The sequence below is a fragment of the Streptomyces sp. NBC_01077 genome, from assembly GCF_045162855.1.
In the GTDB taxonomy this organism is placed as follows: domain Bacteria; phylum Actinomycetota; class Actinomycetes; order Streptomycetales; family Streptomycetaceae; genus Streptomyces.
In genome coordinates, this window is record NZ_CP108669.1 from 7015940 (window position 1) to 7033129 (window position 17190).

At 72.7% G+C, this 17190-nt stretch carries 11 protein-coding genes; 9 read left to right on the plus strand and 2 right to left on the minus strand.

The genetic code is table 11. The features are described 5' to 3' along the window. The first annotated feature begins 46 nt into the window (after positions 1–46). From OG462_RS31865 to hflX, 5 genes are all read left to right on the plus strand, one after another. Complete coding sequence (locus OG462_RS31865; protein ID WP_383581117.1) at positions 47–547, plus strand: hypothetical protein; 501 nt, start codon at positions 47–49, stop codon at positions 545–547. A gap of 219 nt (positions 548–766) precedes the next feature. After that, a complete protein-coding gene (gene dapF / locus OG462_RS31870; protein WP_406062890.1) occupies positions 767–1645 on the plus strand; it encodes a diaminopimelate epimerase in 879 nt (292 codons plus the stop codon). Between the two features lie 205 nt (positions 1646–1850). Beyond that, positions 1851–4208, plus strand: coding sequence for a RelA/SpoT family protein (locus OG462_RS31875; protein ID WP_406062892.1), 2358 nt, complete (start codon positions 1851–1853; stop codon positions 4206–4208). A gap of 241 nt (positions 4209–4449) precedes the next feature. Then, a complete protein-coding gene (locus OG462_RS31880; protein ID WP_406062894.1) occupies positions 4450–5940 on the plus strand; it encodes a M1 family metallopeptidase in 1491 nt (496 codons plus the stop codon). Between the two features lie 174 nt (positions 5941–6114). Then, positions 6115–7608, plus strand: coding sequence for a GTPase HflX (gene hflX / locus OG462_RS31885; protein ID WP_406062896.1), 1494 nt, complete (start codon positions 6115–6117; stop codon positions 7606–7608). A 147-nt stretch (positions 7609–7755) separates the two neighbouring features. Here the strand turns inward: hflX and OG462_RS31890 are convergent, their stop codons facing one another. Together OG462_RS31890 and OG462_RS31895 are read right to left on the minus strand one after the other, a co-directional pair. Continuing rightward, positions 7756–8919, minus strand: a complete 1164-nt coding sequence (locus OG462_RS31890) for a trypsin-like serine peptidase (RefSeq protein ID WP_406062898.1) — start codon at positions 8917–8919, stop codon at positions 7756–7758. Between the two features lie 230 nt (positions 8920–9149). After that, on the minus strand, positions 9150–10328 hold the full coding sequence (locus OG462_RS31895; protein WP_406062900.1) for a trypsin-like serine peptidase: 1179 nt from the start codon (positions 10326–10328) through the stop codon (positions 9150–9152). 592 nt (positions 10329–10920) lie between these two features. On the opposite strand from OG462_RS31895, the gene OG462_RS31900 reads away from it, so the two are divergent. The 4 genes from OG462_RS31900 (at position 10921) to OG462_RS31915 (ending at position 17179) form a co-directional block, all read left to right on the plus strand. Further along, a complete protein-coding gene (locus OG462_RS31900) occupies positions 10921–12303 on the plus strand; it encodes a diaminobutyrate--2-oxoglutarate transaminase family protein (RefSeq protein WP_406066808.1) in 1383 nt (460 codons plus the stop codon). Positions 12304–12341: 38 nt separating this feature from the next. Further along, complete coding sequence (locus OG462_RS31905; RefSeq protein WP_406062902.1) at positions 12342–14450, plus strand: IucA/IucC family protein; 2109 nt, start codon at positions 12342–12344, stop codon at positions 14448–14450. Between the two features lie 55 nt (positions 14451–14505). Further along, entirely contained in the window at positions 14506–15192 is a 687-nt protein-coding gene (locus tag OG462_RS31910; protein WP_406062904.1) for a GNAT family N-acetyltransferase, read from the plus strand. A 67-nt stretch (positions 15193–15259) separates the two neighbouring features. Next, a complete protein-coding gene (locus OG462_RS31915; protein ID WP_406062906.1) occupies positions 15260–17179 on the plus strand; it encodes an IucA/IucC family protein in 1920 nt (639 codons plus the stop codon). Positions 17180–17190 lie beyond the last annotated feature (11 nt).

The window sequence follows — 17190 nt, forward strand, 5'->3', positions numbered from 1 at the left end:
AGCATCGATCGACCAAGTGGAGTCCGAGTGGGGAGGGCGCGTGGCGATGGAGGCCGGCCCTCGCGACAGAGAACAGCACGAATCGGCGCTCGGTGACCCGACGGGTGACACGCCGGGCCACCCGACCGACGACCTGCCGGTCGGCGCCCCGGGGCTGACCCCGGACGGCCCCGACGACGCGGTGGGCACCGCCGTCGAGGTGGACGCCGACGAGGTCGAGGTCGAGCTGCGTCCCCAGCGCCGGCTGCGGATCTGGCAGCTCGCCCCGATCGTGGGTCTGGCCGCCGTCGGCTCGCTGATGTTCGCGTTCCCGCTCGCCTTCGGTTCGGGGGACGGCGGCGCCGTCCTCGCCATGCTCGGGCTGCTGATCAGCTTCTGCGCGGCGGGCTGGGGCATGATGGCCGCCCGCAAGGTCGGCTACACCTGGCCGGGCCTCCCGCAGCGCGGTTCGGGCGAGCGCCCGAACTGGCGGTACCTCGCCCTCTACGTGACAACGATCGCGGCCCTGGTCGCCCTCGCGGTCTGGCGCGTCGCCCGCCTGCGCTGAGCCGCCCGAGCCGGGCCCTCCGTGCCGGGCCACCTGCGCCGGGCTGTCCGTGCCGGGCCACCTGCGCTGGGCTGTCCGTGCTGGCCCGCCCGCGCCGGGCCCGCCCTTCCTGAGTCACCTGCGCTGGGCCCGTCGTATGTCTCCCGTGCCTTCCGGACCCCACGACCGGCCTGTGGACGACCGGGCGGCCTGTCGGGGCCACCCCGTACAGTTGATCTCGTGACCAGCGCGCAGACCTCACCGCTCCCGCCCCTCCGGTTCCTCAAGGGCCACGGCACCGAGAACGACTTCGTGATCGTCCCCGACGCGGAGAACGCCGTCGACCTGCCCCCGGCCGCCGTCGCGCGCCTCTGCGACCGACGGGCCGGCATCGGTGGCGACGGGCTGCTGCACGTCGTGCGCAGCGCCACCCACCCCGAGGCACGGCACATGGCCGACGAGGCCGAGTGGTTCATGGACTACCGGAACGCCGACGGCTCGGTCGCCGAGATGTGCGGGAACGGGGTCCGGGTCTTCGCCCGCTACCTGGAGCACGCCGGGCACGTCACCGCGGGCGAGGTCGCCGTCGCCACCCGCGGCGGGATCAAGCGCGTCCACCTCGACAAGGACGGCTCCGTCACCGTCTCCATGGGCCGCGCGATCCTTCCCGGGGCCGGCGTCACCGTCACCGTCGAGGGCCGCAGCTGGCCCGCGCGGAACGTGAACATGGGCAATCCGCACGCGGTCGCCTTCGTCGAGGACCTCGACCACGCGGGCAACCTGTTCACCGAGCCGCCGTACGCGCCGGCAGCGGTCTACCCGGACGGTGTGAACATCGAGTTCGTCGCCGACCGAGGCCCCCGCCACGTCGCCATGCGGGTCCACGAGCGCGGTGCCGCCGAGACCCGCTCCTGCGGCACGGGCGCGTGCGCCGTCGCCGTCGCCGCCGCCCGCCGGGACGGCGCCGACCCCGCCGAGAGCGGCACCCCCGTCACGTACACCGTCGACGTGCTCGGCGGGACGCTGGTCATCACCGAGCACCCCGACGGGCAGATCGACATGACGGGACCCGCCGTGATCGTCGCCGAGGGCACCGTCGACCCCGCCTGGCTCGGCTGAGACCCCGGCAACCGCAGGGCGCGGGAATCGAAGGAAGCGACGAAATCGAAACAGTCAACGACTGATTTGTCGCTCGAATGGGTGATCCGATTCACGCTGAGCGAGAGCGTGACTGCGCCACGTGGTGGGGTCGGTAGCATCAAGCACCGGCCCCCCGGGCACGCCTGGCCCGCCCACCGCCGGTCGACGTTGCCGGAGGTGCCCCATGAGCGCAGAGGCCACCGACCCTGTGAGCGCGGCGGAAGCCGCCGTCACCGATGCGACCGCCCGCAGACGCGGACGCGCCCGAATCGACCTGCGCCGGATCGGCCGCGCCGCCCTGCTCGGCGCCACCGCCGGACCGGCGCCCCGTGACCGGCTCCCCGACGCGATCAGCCATGTGGCGGAGGCGCACCGCGCCCACCACCCCGAGGCCGACCTCACGGTGCTGCGCCGGGCGTACGTACTTGCCGAGTCCTCGCACCGCGGCCAGTTCCGCAAGAGCGGCGAAGCGTACATCACCCACCCGCTCGCGGTGACCCTGATCCTCGCCGAACTCGGCGCGGAGACCACCACTCTGACCGCGTCCCTCCTCCACGACACCGTCGAGGACACCGAGGTGACGCTCGACCAGGTGCGCCGGGAGTTCGGTGACGAGGTCGCCTATCTCGTCGACGGCGTCACCAAGGTGGAGAAGATCGACTACGGCGCCGCCGCCGAGCCGGAGACCTTCCGCAAGATGCTCGTCGCCACCGGCAACGACGTCCGGGTGATGTCGATCAAGCTCGCCGACCGGCTCCACAACATGCGCACGCTCGGAGTGATGCGGCCCGAGAAACAGGCAAGGATCGCCAAGGTCACCCGGGACGTCCTCATCCCGCTGGCCGAACGGCTCGGGGTCCAGGCCCTCAAGACCGAGCTGGAGGACCTCGTCTTCGCCATCCTCCACCCCGAGGAGTACGAGACCACCCGCGCTCTCATCGCCGGCCACCCGCACGCGGGCGCCGCGCTCGGCGCCGTCGCCGAACAGGTGTCGACGGTCCTGCGCGAGGCGGACATCGGCGCCGAAGTCCTCGTCCGCCCCCGGCACTTCGTCTCCGTCCACCGCGTCCGCCTCAAGCGCGGCGAACTGCGCGGCTGCGACTTCGGACGGCTCCTCGTCCTGGTCGCCGAGGACGCCGACTGCTACGCGGTCCTCGGCGAGCTCCACACCTGTTTCACCCCGGTGATCTCCGAGTTCAAGGACTTCATCGCGGCCCCCAAGTTCAACCTGTACCAGTCCCTGCACACCGCCATCGCCGCCCCCGACGGCGCCGTGGCCGAGGTCCTCATCCGCACCCACCGGATGCACAAGGTCGCGGAGGCGGGAGTCGTCGCCCTCGGCAACCCGCACGTGGGGCAGGAGACGACAGGGCAGCCGGGCGGCACCGGCCAGCCGGGAGGCCCCGGTCAGTCCGGAGGTGCTGCCCAGCCGGGAGGCAGCGCTGCGGCGGGTGCCACGGACCACCCGGCCGGTGCCCCGGACAGCACCCTGGGCAGCGCCCCGGGCGGAGACACCGGCGCCGACGCCGCTCCCTCGGCGAACACCGACCGGCCGGGAACCACCGCTCCGCAGGATGCCGCCGACGACGGCGAGCGCGTCGACCCCACCCGTCCCGGCTGGCTCTCCCGGCTCCTCGACTGGCAGCAGGCCGCCCCCGACCCGGACACCTTCTGGACCTCGCTCCGCGCCGACCTCGCCGAGGACGACGAGATCACCGTCTTCCGTGCCGACGGCAGCGCCCCCGGCACGATCAGCCTGCCCGCCGGAGCCAGCTGCGTCGACGCCGCCTACGCACAGCACGGCGAGGCCGCCCACGGCTGTCTCGGCGCGCGGGTCAACGGGCGCCTCGCGCCCCTGAGCACCGTCCTCGGCGACGGGGACACCGTCCAGTTGCTGCTCGCCCAGGACACCGTGTCCGGGCCGTCCCCCGAGTGGCTCGACCACGCCCGTACCCCCGCGGCCCGGATCGCGATCACCGGCTGGCTCCAGGCCCATCCCGAGAGCGCCGCGCCCCCCGCCGCCACGACCGGCCCCAGGCCGCCGGTCGACGTCACCGCCGACCACCGCTCCGGCGCGGAGCTCCACGCCGACCTGGAGGGCGAGCCGCGCGCCTCCGTCCGTCCCGCCGGCTGCTGCACCCCCGTACCGCCGGACACGATCACCGGCTTCCGGGTCCGCGGGGGATCGGTCACCGTCCACCGGAACGGCTGCGCGGCCGTCGACACCATGCGCAGACTCGGCCGCGAGCCCGTCGCCGTCCGCTGGGGCGACACGGCCCAGGGCCGGGTCACCCTCGTCGCGGAGTCCTTCGGGCGCCCCGGCCTCCTCGCCGACCTCACCGAGGCCATCGCCGTCGCCGGGGCCGCCGTCGTCTCCGCGACCGTCGAGCCGCCCAGTGAGCAGCGGGTCCGCCACACGTACACCCTCCACCTGCCCGACGTGGCCCGGCTCGCCGCCCTCATGCGGGCCATGCGGGACGTGCCCGGGGTGTACGACGTGAGCCGCGCCCGCCACCGCTCCCGGGAGCCGCGCCGGGCCTGACGGGGCACGGGGTGGCGAGGTGCCGGGAGACGCGCCGGGGCCTGGCGGGGCGCGGGCGTCGTGGTCCGGGGGACGGGAGACGCCCACCCGGCACGGGTGGCGTGCCGCCGGGAGACGCCCACCGGGCGCAGCGTTCGACCCCCGGCCGTGTCCCCCTTCGAGTGGCGGGCGAGCGCGCCGCCCCGGAGAGCGGGCGCGGCACTGGTAGCCGTAGGGCCAGTCCTCCGGAAAGGCCTGGCCCATGCCGCTCGTCCGAACCCCCCTGCCCCGCGCGCGGTGGCTCCGCTCCGCCGTCCTGGTCGCCGCCTCGGCCGGTCTCGTCGCCGCCGCGCTGCCCGCACCGGCGCCGCTCGGCATCGGGGACCCGCTCTTCCCGCACCTCGGCAATCCCGGCTACGACGTCCTCGCGTACGCCGTCGACCTCACCTACCCCGGGGTCAACACCGAGCCGCTGGCCGCCGTCACCCGGATCGACGCGCTCGCCACCGACGACCTGGAGCGGCTCAACCTCGACTTCACCCACGGCACGGTCTCCGCCGTGACCGTCGACGGCCTGGCCGCCGAGTACACCACCAGCGGCGAGGACCTCGTCGTCACCCCCGCCGTGGCGATCGACGAGGGCGAGTCGATCGAGATCACCGTCACCCACACCAGCGACCCCAGCGGTCCCGCCGACACCGGCGGCTGGGTCCGTACCAGCGACGGTCTCGCCATGGCCAACCAGGCCGACGCCGCCCACCGGGTCTTCCCGTCCAACGACCACCCGTCGGACAAGGCGTACTTCACCTTCCGCATCACCGCCCCCAGCGAGCTCACCGCCGTCGCCAACGGCCTGCCCACCGGCCGGGTCACCCGGGGCGCCACCACGACCTGGACGTACCGCTCCAGCCACCCCATGGCCACCGAGCTCGCCCAGGTGTCCATCGGCCGTTCCACCGTCGTGCACCGGGCCGGACCCCACGGCCTGCCCGTACGGGACGTGGTGCGCACCACCGACCGGGAGCTGATGGAGCCCTGGCTCCGCAAGACCCCCGGCCACCTGGAGTGGATGGAGCGGCAGGTCGGCCCGTACCCCTTCGAGACGTACGGGGTGCTCGTCGCGGACGCCACCACGGGCTTCGAGCTGGAGACCCAGACCCTGTCGCTCTTCGAGCGCCGCCTCTTCACGGAACCGGGCTACCCGGAGTGGTACGTCGACTCGGTCATGGTGCACGAGCTGGCGCACCAGTGGTTCGGCGACAGCGTCTCGCCCCGGACCTGGTCCGACCTCTGGCTCAACGAGGGGCACGCCAGCTGGTACGAGGCGCTGTACGCCGAGGAGACCGCGGACAAGTCCCTGGAGCGGCGCATGAAGGCCGCCTACGCCGCCTCCGACGGGTGGAGGGCCGACGGCGGCCCGCCCGCCGCCCCCGAGCCGCCCTCGCCCGGCCACAAGATCAGCCTCTTCCGGCCCGTCGTCTACGACGGCAGCGCCCTCGTCCTCTACGCGCTCCGCCAGGAGATCGGCACCGAGGCCTTCGGGCGCCTGGAGCGGCGCTGGGTCGCCGACCACCGGGACGGCACCGCCACCACCGCCGATTTCATCGCCCTGGCCGGCGAGATCGCCGGACGGGACCTCACCGCCTTCCTCCGCGGCTGGCTGTACGAGGCGAAGACCCCGGCCATGCCCGGGCACCCGGACTGGCGCAGCCGCCCGGCCGAGGCCGCCAGGACCGCCCCGAAACCCGGGTGACGGGCCCCGCCGGGGCGTGTCACCATCGTCAGGTCGGCGACGCGGCCGACGGACCGGGAATCTTCCCGTGCCCTCACGCGTTGTGACGGCATAAGACCCATCGCTCCATCGCAGCCCCGCCTCGGCGCTTCGTCGAGGCGGGAAACCGATCGAAGCAATCGACGTAAGGATCCAATGACCTCCTCTTCTTCCCCTTCCCAGGACGAGCAGCGCTTCGCGGAGACGAGCCGTACCGAGAGCCTTCGGGCCGATGCCCTGATGGAAGAGGACGTCGCCTGGAGCCACGAGATCGACGGAGAGCGGGACGGCGACCAGTTCGACCGCTCCGAGCGCGCGGCACTGCGCCGTGTCGCCGGCCTCTCCACCGAGCTCGAGGACGTCACCGAGGTCGAGTACCGCCAGCTGCGCCTGGAGCGCGTCGTGCTGGTCGGTGTATGGACCTCGGGGACCGTTCAGGACGCGGAGAACTCCCTCGCGGAACTCGCTGCCCTCGCCGAGACGGCGGGCGCCCTCGTGCTCGACGGCGTGATGCAGCGCCGTGACAAGCCGGACCCGGCGACCTTCATCGGCTCCGGCAAGGCGCGCGAACTGCGCGACATCGTGGTCGAGACCGGTGCCGACACCGTCGTCTGCGACGGCGAGCTCAGCCCCGGCCAGCTCATCGCCCTCGAAGACGTCGTCAAGGTCAAGGTGGTCGACCGGACCGCACTGATCCTCGACATCTTCGCCCAGCACGCCAAGTCCCGAGAGGGCAAGGCGCAGGTCGCGCTCGCGCAGATGCAGTACATGCTGCCGCGCCTCCGTGGCTGGGGTCAGTCGCTCTCCCGTCAGATGGGTGGCGGCGGCGGTGGCGGCATGGCCACCCGTGGTCCCGGTGAGACCAAGATCGAGACCGACCGGCGTCGTATCCGCGAGAAGATGGCGAAGATGCGCCGGGAGATCGCGGAGATGAAGACCGGCCGTGACATCAAGCGGCAGGAGCGGCGCCGTAACAAGGTGCCGTCGGTCGCCATCGCCGGGTACACGAACGCCGGCAAGTCCTCCCTGCTCAACCGGCTCACCGGTGCGGGCGTGCTCGTGGAGAACGCACTGTTCGCCACTCTCGACCCGACCGTCCGGCGGGCCGAGACGCCCACCGGCCGGGTCTACACCCTGGCCGACACCGTCGGCTTCGTCCGGCACCTGCCGCACCACCTCGTCGAGGCGTTCCGCTCCACCATGGAGGAGGTCGGCGAGTCCGACCTCATCCTGCACGTGGTGGACGGCTCGCACCCGGCGCCGGAGGAGCAGCTGGCCGCCGTGCGCGAGGTCTTCCGGGACGTCGGCGCGGTGAACGTGCCGGAGATCGTCGTCATCAACAAGGCGGACGCCGCGGACCCGATGGTGCTCCAGCGACTGCTGCGGATGGAGAAGCACTCCATCGTGGTCTCGGCCCGTTCGGGCCAGGGCATGGACGAACTGCTCGCGCTCATCGATTCCGAGCTGCCGCGGCCGCAGGTCGAGCTCGAAGCCCTCGTGCCGTACACGCAGGGCGGTCTTGTCTCGCGGGTGCACGCCGAGGGCGAGGTCGAGTCCGAGGAGCACACCCCGGAGGGCACCCTGCTCAAGGCCCGGGTGCACGAGGAGCTGGCGGCCATGCTCGCTCCGTACGTGCCCGCCGCGCACTGACCCACCGTACGGCGAAGGCGCCGGCCTCCTCCCGTGAGGGAGGGGACCGGCGCCTTCTGTCATGACGGGTGCGTTGTGGCGGGGTGTGTCATGACGCGGTGTGCCGTGACGGGGTGTGTCGTGATGCGGTGTGCCGTGACGGACGGGTCAGCGGGCGAACTTCTTGCTGACCATCTCGTGGGCCGCCTTGGCGCCCCGGCCCAATTGCGGTCCGGCGAGCCAGCCGCTGCTGCCGGCCGGGCCGATCGAGGTGTTCGACACGAGCGCCGTCCTGCCGTTCGGCAGCACCCGGAACCAGCCGCCGCCGGACGAACCCGCGGTCATCGTGCAGCCGATCCGGTACATCACCGGGGTGGCGGGCGCCGTGGTCAGTCGCGTCCCCCGGTCCAGGCACTTGTGCATGATCACGCCGTTGTACGGGGCCGCCTGCGGGTACCCCCAGGCGCCGATCGTCCCGGACTGCGCGGGCGACGGAGCGGAGAAGTCGACCGGGAGCGCCGCGCCGACGGTCTCCTCCAGGGACTTGCTGCCCCGCTGCGGCTGCACGTGCAGGACGGCGTAGTCGTACGGCCAGGCCTGGTTGGTGCCGCCGGACCTGATCCACTCGCCCGAGGTCACGGCCCAGTCGGCCCAGTACTGGCCGTAGGGGTAGATCTCGTGCGCCTGCGCGTTGTTGAGCGCGGAGGGGGACTTGCCCAGGTCGTTGAAGGCCGGGACGAAGGTGATGTTGCGGTACCAGCCGCCCTTCTTGCCCGCGTGGACGCAGTGACCGGCCGTCCAGACCAGGTTGGACTTACCGGGCCGGCGCGGGTCCTTCACGATGGTGCCGGAGCAGACCATGTGGCCCTGGGGCGAGTCGAAGAAGATCTTCCCGACCGGGGCCGCGTAGCGGTGGTACGGGGTCTTCTCGCGCTGCGCCCTCACGGGGCGGGGCGTCGGGTCGGTGCCGCCGCCTCCGGCCTGCGCGGTGATCGTCGGGTCGGGGCTCTTGGCGGACTGCATCCGCGCCGGGTCCCAGAGTCCGTCGATGACCGGGTTGACGAAGTCCTCGGCCTCACGCAGCCAGGTGTTCGTGTCCCAGTTCTTCCATTCGCCGTCCTTCCACTTGTCCAGGTCGACGCCGTGCTTCTTCAGCTTGTCGGCGAGGTCCTTGGTGAGGTCGGCGCCGCCGTCCTCGGTGGCAGGCGCGGAACTGCTCGCCCCGGCCGGCTTGTCGGCGGCCGGGGTCTCGGTGGGGCCGCAGGCCGTGGCGGTCAGCGCGAGCGCGGTGGCCAGGCCGAGTGCGGCGGGTAGAAGTCGTACGGAACGCATGTGGTGATTCCCCCTGAGATGATTCCCGCGTCCGGGACCGGCCTCGTTCTCCGGCGCGTTCCCGCCTTGGCGTTGCCATGGACGCGTCACTTGCGGTGGACAGTATGCCGGTTGGACGGAACGTGGGTGGGCACGGGCGTGACCCGAGTCGTCGCACCCGGGGAGGTGCAGGACCTCCCCGGGCGGACATGGGGGAGGCGGGACCCGTGGGCCCCGCCTCCCCGCCGTGCCTACCGCCCGGCGTACTTCTTGCTGACCTCGTCGAACATGGCCTTGGCCTCGGGGCCGAGGCGCGGACCGGCGAGCCAACCGGCCGTCGACGGGCCGATCGAGGTGTTCGACACCAGCGCCGGCTTGCCGTCACCGCCCTGGGCGACCCAGCCGCCACCGGACGAACCACCGGTCATCGTGCAGCCGATGCGGTACATCGTCGGCTGCTCCGCCTTCAGGGACAGCCGGCCCGGCTTGTCCTCGCACTGGAACATCTTCTGGCCGTCGAACGGCGGCGCCGCCGGGTAGCCGGTCGCCTCCATGCTCGCGATCTTCGGCACCGCCGGCGCGTTGAAGTCCACCGGAAGAGCCGAACCGACGGTCTCCTCCAGCGACTTGCTCGTGCCGCCCTTCTCCGGAGTCACCTGGATGACCGCGAAGTCGTACGGAGCGCCCGCGCCGCCGGTGGAGGCACCCTCGGCGATCCACTGGTCGGAGGTCTTGACCCACTCCGCCCACCACACGCCGTACGGCGCGATCTGCTCCCGCGAGGCCTTCTCCAGGTCGGCGGTCGACAGCGCGGCGTCGTTGTACGAGGGCACGAAGGCGATGTTGCGGTACCAGCCGCCCTTCTTGCCCTTGTGGACGCAGTGGCCGGCCGTCCACACCATGTTCGACTTGCCGGGGTGCGCCGGGTCCTTCACGACCGTGGCCGAGCAGACCATCGAGCCCTCGGGGCCGTCGAAGAAGACCTTCCCGGACTCCGGGGCGTTGCCGTGGTACTTCGCCGTCACGGCCCTCGCCCGCACCGGGACCGGAGTCGGGTCGGTCACGCCCTCGTCACCCGAGATGTCCTCCTCCTCGACCGGCTTGTCGGGGCGCTCGGCGTCCCGCATCCGGTCCGGGTCCCAGAGGTCCTCGATGATCGGGTTGACGAAGTCCTTGGCCTCACGCAGCCACTTGTCGCGGTCCCAGTTCTTCCACTCGCCGTCGCGCCACTTGTCGACGTCGATCCCGTGCTCCTTCAGACGGTCCTTCAGGTCCTCCGGAATCTTGATCTTGTCGGCCGGGTTCTGGGCGGTCGCGGGCGCGCTGGGCTTGTCTCCCGCGTTCTCCTCGCTCGGCCCGCAGGCCGTAACGGTGAGCGTCAGCGCCGCGACGGCGGAAGCCGCCGTCAACAGCGGACGAATCGATCGCATCTCGTGATCCCCCTGGGACTACGTCAACTTGTGCATGGACAGCGGCCGTGCCCGCGTCGCGGACGGCGGCCGACGGCCCCCACTATGCCGGTGCCGGAGGGGACGGTACGCGGCCGGTCGGCGGTTCCGGCCATCGTTCGGCCGTTGCCGTGCCGTGATCCGGGACACGCCAAGTTCTTGCCTCCGGCCCGTGATCCTGGGCAGTTCGCGTCGTTGGTACGTACGGGGGACACAACGGTGGCGTTCAGGGCGGCCCTTGCGGCGGCTTCGCGACGCCCCGATGTGCAACGCAACTGTTACAGCGGGAGGACACCGAGCCGTGGCCGTGACCGAATCAGCTCCGGCCGTCCCACCGGCCGCGCGGGCGCAGACCCGGACGCCCGACGGGCCCGTCGTCGGACCGCCCGACGAGGCCGGCACCGGGACGCACGAACCGACGGTCCGAGGCACCCCGAACCGAGCGGCTCCGAACCGAGGAGCTTCGGGCCGAGGAGCTCCGGACCGAGGGGTCTCCGCACAAGGAGTTCCGGACCGCCGGGCCTCGGACCGACAGGCTTCGGACCGCCGGGCTTCGGACCGAGGCGCTTCGGACCTGGGCTGCGGCGGATACGAGGGCATCCTGCGCCGCCAGTCCCTGCGCGAGTCCGCCGCCCGGACCTACGCCCGCTCCCTGCCGATCGTCCCGGTGCGGGCACGGGGCCTGACCATCGAGGGCGCCGACGGCCGCCGCTACCTGGACTGCCTGTCCGGTGCCGGGACACTCGCCCTCGGCCACAACCACCCCGTGGTCCTCGAAGCCATCAAGAAGGTCCTCGACTCCGGCGCCCCGCTCCATGTCCTCGACCTCGCCACCCCCGTGAAGGACGCCTTCACCTCCGAGCTGTTCGCCACCCTGCCGGGTGAACTCGCCGACGACGCCCGCATCCAGTTCTGCGGACCGGCCGGAACGGACGCCGTGGAGGCCGCCCTCAAACTCGTCCGCACCGCCACCGGCCGCAGCGGGCTCCTCGCCTTCACCGGTGCGTACCACGGCATGACGTCCGGTGCCCTCGACGCCTCGGGCGGAGCGACCGACGTCCGCGTCACCCGGCTGCCCTACCCACAGCAGTACCGCTGCCCCTTCGGCGTCGGCGGCGCCCGCGGCGCCCAACTCGCCGCCCGCTGGACCGAGAACCTCCTCGACGACCCCAAGAGCGGCGTCGCCACCCCCGCCGGAATGATCGTCGAGGCCGTCCAGGGCGAGGGCGGTGTCATCCCCGCGCCCGACGACTGGATGCGCCGGATGCGCCGGATCACCGCCGACCGTTCCATCCCGCTCGTCGTCGACGAGGTGCAGACCGGCGTCGGCCGCACCGGCGCCTTCTGGGCCGTCGAGCACAGCGGTGTCGTGCCCGACGTGATGGTCCTCTCCAAGGCCATCGGCGGCTCCCTTCCCCTCGCCGTCATCGTCTACAGGTCCGAGCTCGACGCCTGGGAACCCGGCGCCCACGCGGGCACCTTCCGCGGCAACCAGCTCGCCATGGCCGCGGGCACGGCCACCCTCGCGTACGTCCGCGAGAACAAACTCGCCGAACGGGCCGACATCCTCGGCGCCCGTATCCTCGGTCAACTCCGGGGCCTCGCCGCCGCCCACCCCTGTGTCGGCGACGTCCGCGGCCGGGGCCTCATGATCGGCGTCGAACTCGTCGACCCCGACGCGGCGGGCCCGGACGACCCCGTACCGCCCGCCGCCCCCGCCCTGGCCCTCGCCGTCCAGCAGGAGTGCCTCGCCCGCGGACTCATCGTCGAACTCGGCGGCCGCCACTCCGCCGTGGTCCGGCTCCTGCCCCCGCTCACCCTCACCGACGAGCAGGCCACCGCCGTCCTGGACCGCTTCGCCGACGCCCTGGCCGCGGCCGAACGGGCCCACACCCCCCAGCTGCCCGCCGCCCGCCGGCCCACGGCCCCCCGGACCGCCCCCGGGCCCTCCCACTGACCCGGCCCGCCCCGGACCCACCCCCCAAGGAAGCCCCCGTGAACGCCACGCCCCCCTCCCCGGCGCCCGAGACCGAGGCCCCCCTCGCCATCCAGCAGCTCGGCTCCCAGGTACTCACCTCCGAGGTCCTCGCCGCACAGCTGCTGACCCCCGAGGCACTCGGCACCGACACCCTCACCGCCGACCTCCTCGGCGACGCACTCACGCCCGAGCGAGCCCCCACCGCAGGCCCCGACTCCGAGGCACTCCGCTCCGAGGCACCCGGCACCCCCGACTCCGGTACGAGCGCCCCCGGCATCGCCACAGCCCGCCCCGCCGACCCCACGGTCCCCCGACAGCACACCGGCCCGTACGCCCCCCGACCGCACCGCCCGGCCACCGCCGCCGACCCGCTGCACGACCGGGGCACGCACGCCCCGGCAACCTCCGCCGACCCCCTGGACGACCCGGACCCGCAGCGCGCCGCCGACGCGGCCACCGTCGAGAACCTCCTCCGCTGCTGGGTCCGCGAGAAGAACCTGCCGACCCCCGGTTCCACCACCCTGCGCATCCCGCTCGACGCCAGTGGCACGGCCCTCCTCGTCCCCGTCCGCTACTGGTCGCCCACCGGCTGGCACCGCTTCGGCGCCCCCGCCCTCGAAGGCCTCCCGGCCACGGCACCCACCGTCGACGCCGTGACCGTGGCCGCCCTGCTCAGCCGGGAGACCGGCCGCCCCGAGGGCACCGAACTCGTCGGCAGGGTCGCCGACTCCGCCCGCCGCACCGCCGACTTCCTCACCGAGCGCCGCAGCCGACCCCAACCGCACCCGGACGCCGACCTCTTCCTCGCCGCCGAACAGTCCCTGCTGCTCGGCCACCCCCTCCATCCCACCCCCAAGAGCCGCGAAGGCCTCTCCGACTCCGAGGCCCGGCTCTACTCACCCGAACTCCACGGCTCCTTCCCCCTCCACTGGCTCGCCGTCGACTCCTCCCTGCTGGCATCCGACTCCGCCTGGACCGAACAGGGCCGTCCCGTCACCGCGGAGCAACTCGCCATCGGCCTCGCCGAAGGGCTCGCGCTCCCCGCCGGAACCGCGCCCCTGCCCGTACACCCCTGGCAGGCCCGGGAGCTTCTGCACCGCCCCGACATCCGTGCCCTCCTCGACGCCGGCCTTCTCCACGACCTCGGCCTCCACGGCAGCCCCTGGCACCCCACCTCCTCCGTCCGTACCGTGCACCGTCCCGGCGCGCGGGCCATGCTCAAGCTCTCCCTCGGCCTGCGCATCACCAACTCGCGCCGTGAGAACCTCCGCAAGGAACTCCACCGCGGCGTCGAGGTCCACCGACTGCTCCGCACCGGCCTCGTCGACGAGTGGCAGGCCGCCCACCCGGGCTTCGACATCGTCCGCGACCCCGCCTGGCTCGCCGTCGACACCCCGGACGGCGTCCCCGTCCCCGGGCTCGACCTCATGATTCGCCACAACCCCTTCGGGCCCGGCGACGACGCCGTCTGCATCGCCTCCCTCACCGCCCCCCGTCCGTGGCCGGGGACCACCGCCATGCGCTCCCGCCTCGCCGACGTCATCGGCCGGCTCGCCGCCCGTACCGGCCGCCCGACCACGGCCGTCGCCGCCGAGTGGTTCCTCCGCTACCTCGACCAGGTCGTCCGCCCCGTCCTCTGGCTCGACGGCCACGCCGGCATCGCCCTGGAGGCCCACCAGCAGAACACCCTGGTGCTCCTCGACCCCGACGGCTGGCCGGTCGGCGGCCGCTACCGCGACAATCAGGGCTACTACTTCCGTGAGTCCCACCGGAGCGAGCTGGAGAGCCGCCTCCCCGGCATCGGCGCCGACAGCGACACCTTCGTCTCCGACCAGGTCACCGACGAGCGCTTCGCCTACTACCTCGGCATCAACAACGTCCTCGGCCTGATCGGCGCCTTCGGCGCCCAGCACCTCGCGGACGAGCGCGTCCTGCTCGCCGCCTTCCGCAGCTTCCTCACGTCCGCCACCAGCCTCGGCTCACCCCTGCCGCACCGCCTTCTGGAAGCCGCGACCCTTCGCAGCAAGGCCAACCTCCTCACCCGCCTGCACGGCCTGGACGAACTCGTCGGACCCGTCGACACCCAGTCCGTCTACGTCACCGTCACCAACCCCCTCCGCACCTGAGCCCGCCTTCTGAGGACCCACGCCCCGACCGCACCGCCGAGAGGAGAGCGACACCGTGTCACCCACCCGCCCACCGGCCGACCCGCCCGGCGACGACACCCTCGATCTGAGGCTCGACGAACTCGTCGCCCTCCTCGAAGGCGGTCACGCCGACGCCGAACTCCTCGACGGCGACCTGCTTGACTCCGTCGCCTCCTGGGACCCGGCCGACACGCCCGTCGGCACCTTCCAGCTCGTCCCCGTGCGACTCGAACGGGACCTACCGCTCCTCACCCGGTGGATGAACGACCCCGCCGTCGCCGCCTTCTGGGAACTGGCCGGACCCGAGACCGTGACCGCCGAGCACCTCCGCGCCCAACTCGAGGGCGACGGCCGCAGCGTCCCCTGCCTCGGCGTGCTCGACGCCACGCCCATGAGCTACTTCGAGATCTACCGCGCCGACCTCGACCCGCTCGCCCGGCACTACCCGGCACGCCCCCACGACACCGGTGTCCATCTGCTGATCGGAGGCGTCACCGACCGGGGCCGCGGCGTCGGCAGCACACTTCTCCGCGCCGTCGCCGATCTCGTCCTCGACCACCGTCCCCGCTGTACCCGCGTCGTCGCCGAACCCGACATCCGTAACACCCCCTCCGTCTCGGCCTTCCTCAGTGGCGGCTTCCGTTATGCGGTGGAAGTCGACCTCCCTGACAAGCGAGCGGCGCTCATGATGCGTGACCGCGCCCTCCGTCACGTTCTGTGAACAACCCTCTGTCTTCTATACACCGCTCGACCCACAGCGGTTCCCACTCCGAGGAGTCCTCGTGTCGATGTCCCCTGCACCCCACGACTCCGCACAGCCCACAGCCTCCGCCCCGACTGCCGTCCCTTGTCCCGCGGCCGAACCGGCGTCGGCACCCGAACTGCTCGCGCCCCCCGAGCTGAACGCCGCCGCCTGGACCAGGTCCTCCTCCCGCCTCCTTGCCAAAGCCCTCGCCGAGTTCGCCTACGAGGAGATCGTCGAACCGGCCCGCGTCGAACCGGGTCGTGTCGAATCCGCCCCCGCCGACCTCGCCGCAGCGGGCGAGGCCCCGCCCGCCCCCGCCCCCGCCGCCGAACCGGACCTCCACGCACTGACGCTCGACGACGGCACCACCCTCACCTTCCGTGCCCGCCGAGGCGCCTACGGCAGCTGGTACGTCGCCGCCGACTCGATCACCCACGAGGGCCGGCCCATGACCGACGCCCTCGACTTCCTGGTCCGCGCCCGCCGTCTCCTCCAGCTCGACGGTGCCACCCTCGGCCACCTCATCCGAGAACTCTCCGCCACCCTCGCCGCCGACGCCCGCCTCGACCACACCGCCCTCACCGCCGCCCAACTCGCCGACCTCTCCTACGCGGAGCTCGAAGGGCACCAGACCGGCCACCCCTGGCTCGTCCTCAACAAGGGCCGCATCGGCTTCTCCGCCACCGACGCCGCCCGTTGGGCGCCCGAGGCCCGCCGGGCGACCCGGCTGCCATGGATCGCCGTCAGCAATCGCCTCGCCGCCTACCGGGGCGTGTCCGGCCTCGACACCCCCGACCGCCTCTACGCCCAGGAGCTCGACCCCGAGGTCCACGCCGCCTTCCGTGCCGAACTGACCGCCCGCGGCCACGAACCCGACGGCTATCTCCTGCTGCCCGTCCACCCCTGGCAATGGGACGAGATCCTGCTCCCGCTCTACGCCCCGGCCGTCGCCGCCGGGACCGTCGTCCCGCTCTCCGCGGACGGCGACCTCCGGTTGCCGCAGCAGTCGGTCCGTACCTTCCTCAACGCCAGCCGCCCCGACCGGCATACCGTCAAGCTTCCGCTGTCGGTGCTCAACACCCTTGTCTGGCGGGGCCTGCCCACCGAACGCACCCTCGCCGCGCCCGCCGTCACCTCCTGGGTCCACGGCCTGCGTGACGCCGACCCGTTCCTGCGGGACGAGTGCGGGGTGATCCTCCTCGGCGAGGTCGCCTCCGTCGCCGTCGAGCACCCCCTCTACGACCGGCTGCCCGAAGTCCCGTACCAGTACAAGGAACTCCTCGGCGCGATCTGGCGCGAACCGCTGCGGCTGCCCCCGGGCGAGCGGGCCCGTACCCTCGCCTCACTGCTCCAGACGGACCCCGCCGGGCGGGCGTTCGTCGCCGAACTCGTCGAGCGCTCCGGACTCGCCCCCGCCGTCTGGCTCCAGCACCTCTTCGCCGCGCTGCTGCCCCCGCTGCTGCACTTCCTCTACCGGTACGGCACGGTCTTCTCCCCGCACGGTGAGAACGCCATCGTCGTCTACGACGGAGGGGACGTCCCCGTACGCCTGGCGATCAAGGACTTCGTCGACGACGTGAACATCAGCGCCCAGCCGCTTCCCGAGCACGACACCCTGCCGGACGACGTGCGTGCCGTGCTCCTGACCGAGGAGCCCGAATTCCTCGTCCAGTTCATCCATTCGGGGCTCTTCGTCGGTGTCTTCCGCTATCTGGCACCGCTCTGCGAGGAACAACTCGACGTGCCGGAAAAGGACTTCTGGTCCCTCGTCCGCGCGGAGATCCTCCGCCACCAGGCGCGCTTCCCGGAGCTGAAGGAACGGTTCGAGCTGTTCGACCTCCTCACCCCGCGGATCGAGCGGCTCTGCCTCAATCGCAACCGTCTGCACCTGGACGGCTACCGGGACCGCCCCGAGCGTCCCCACGCGGCCGTCCACGGGACCGTTCCCAACCCGCTCGCGTGACGCGCGCGCGT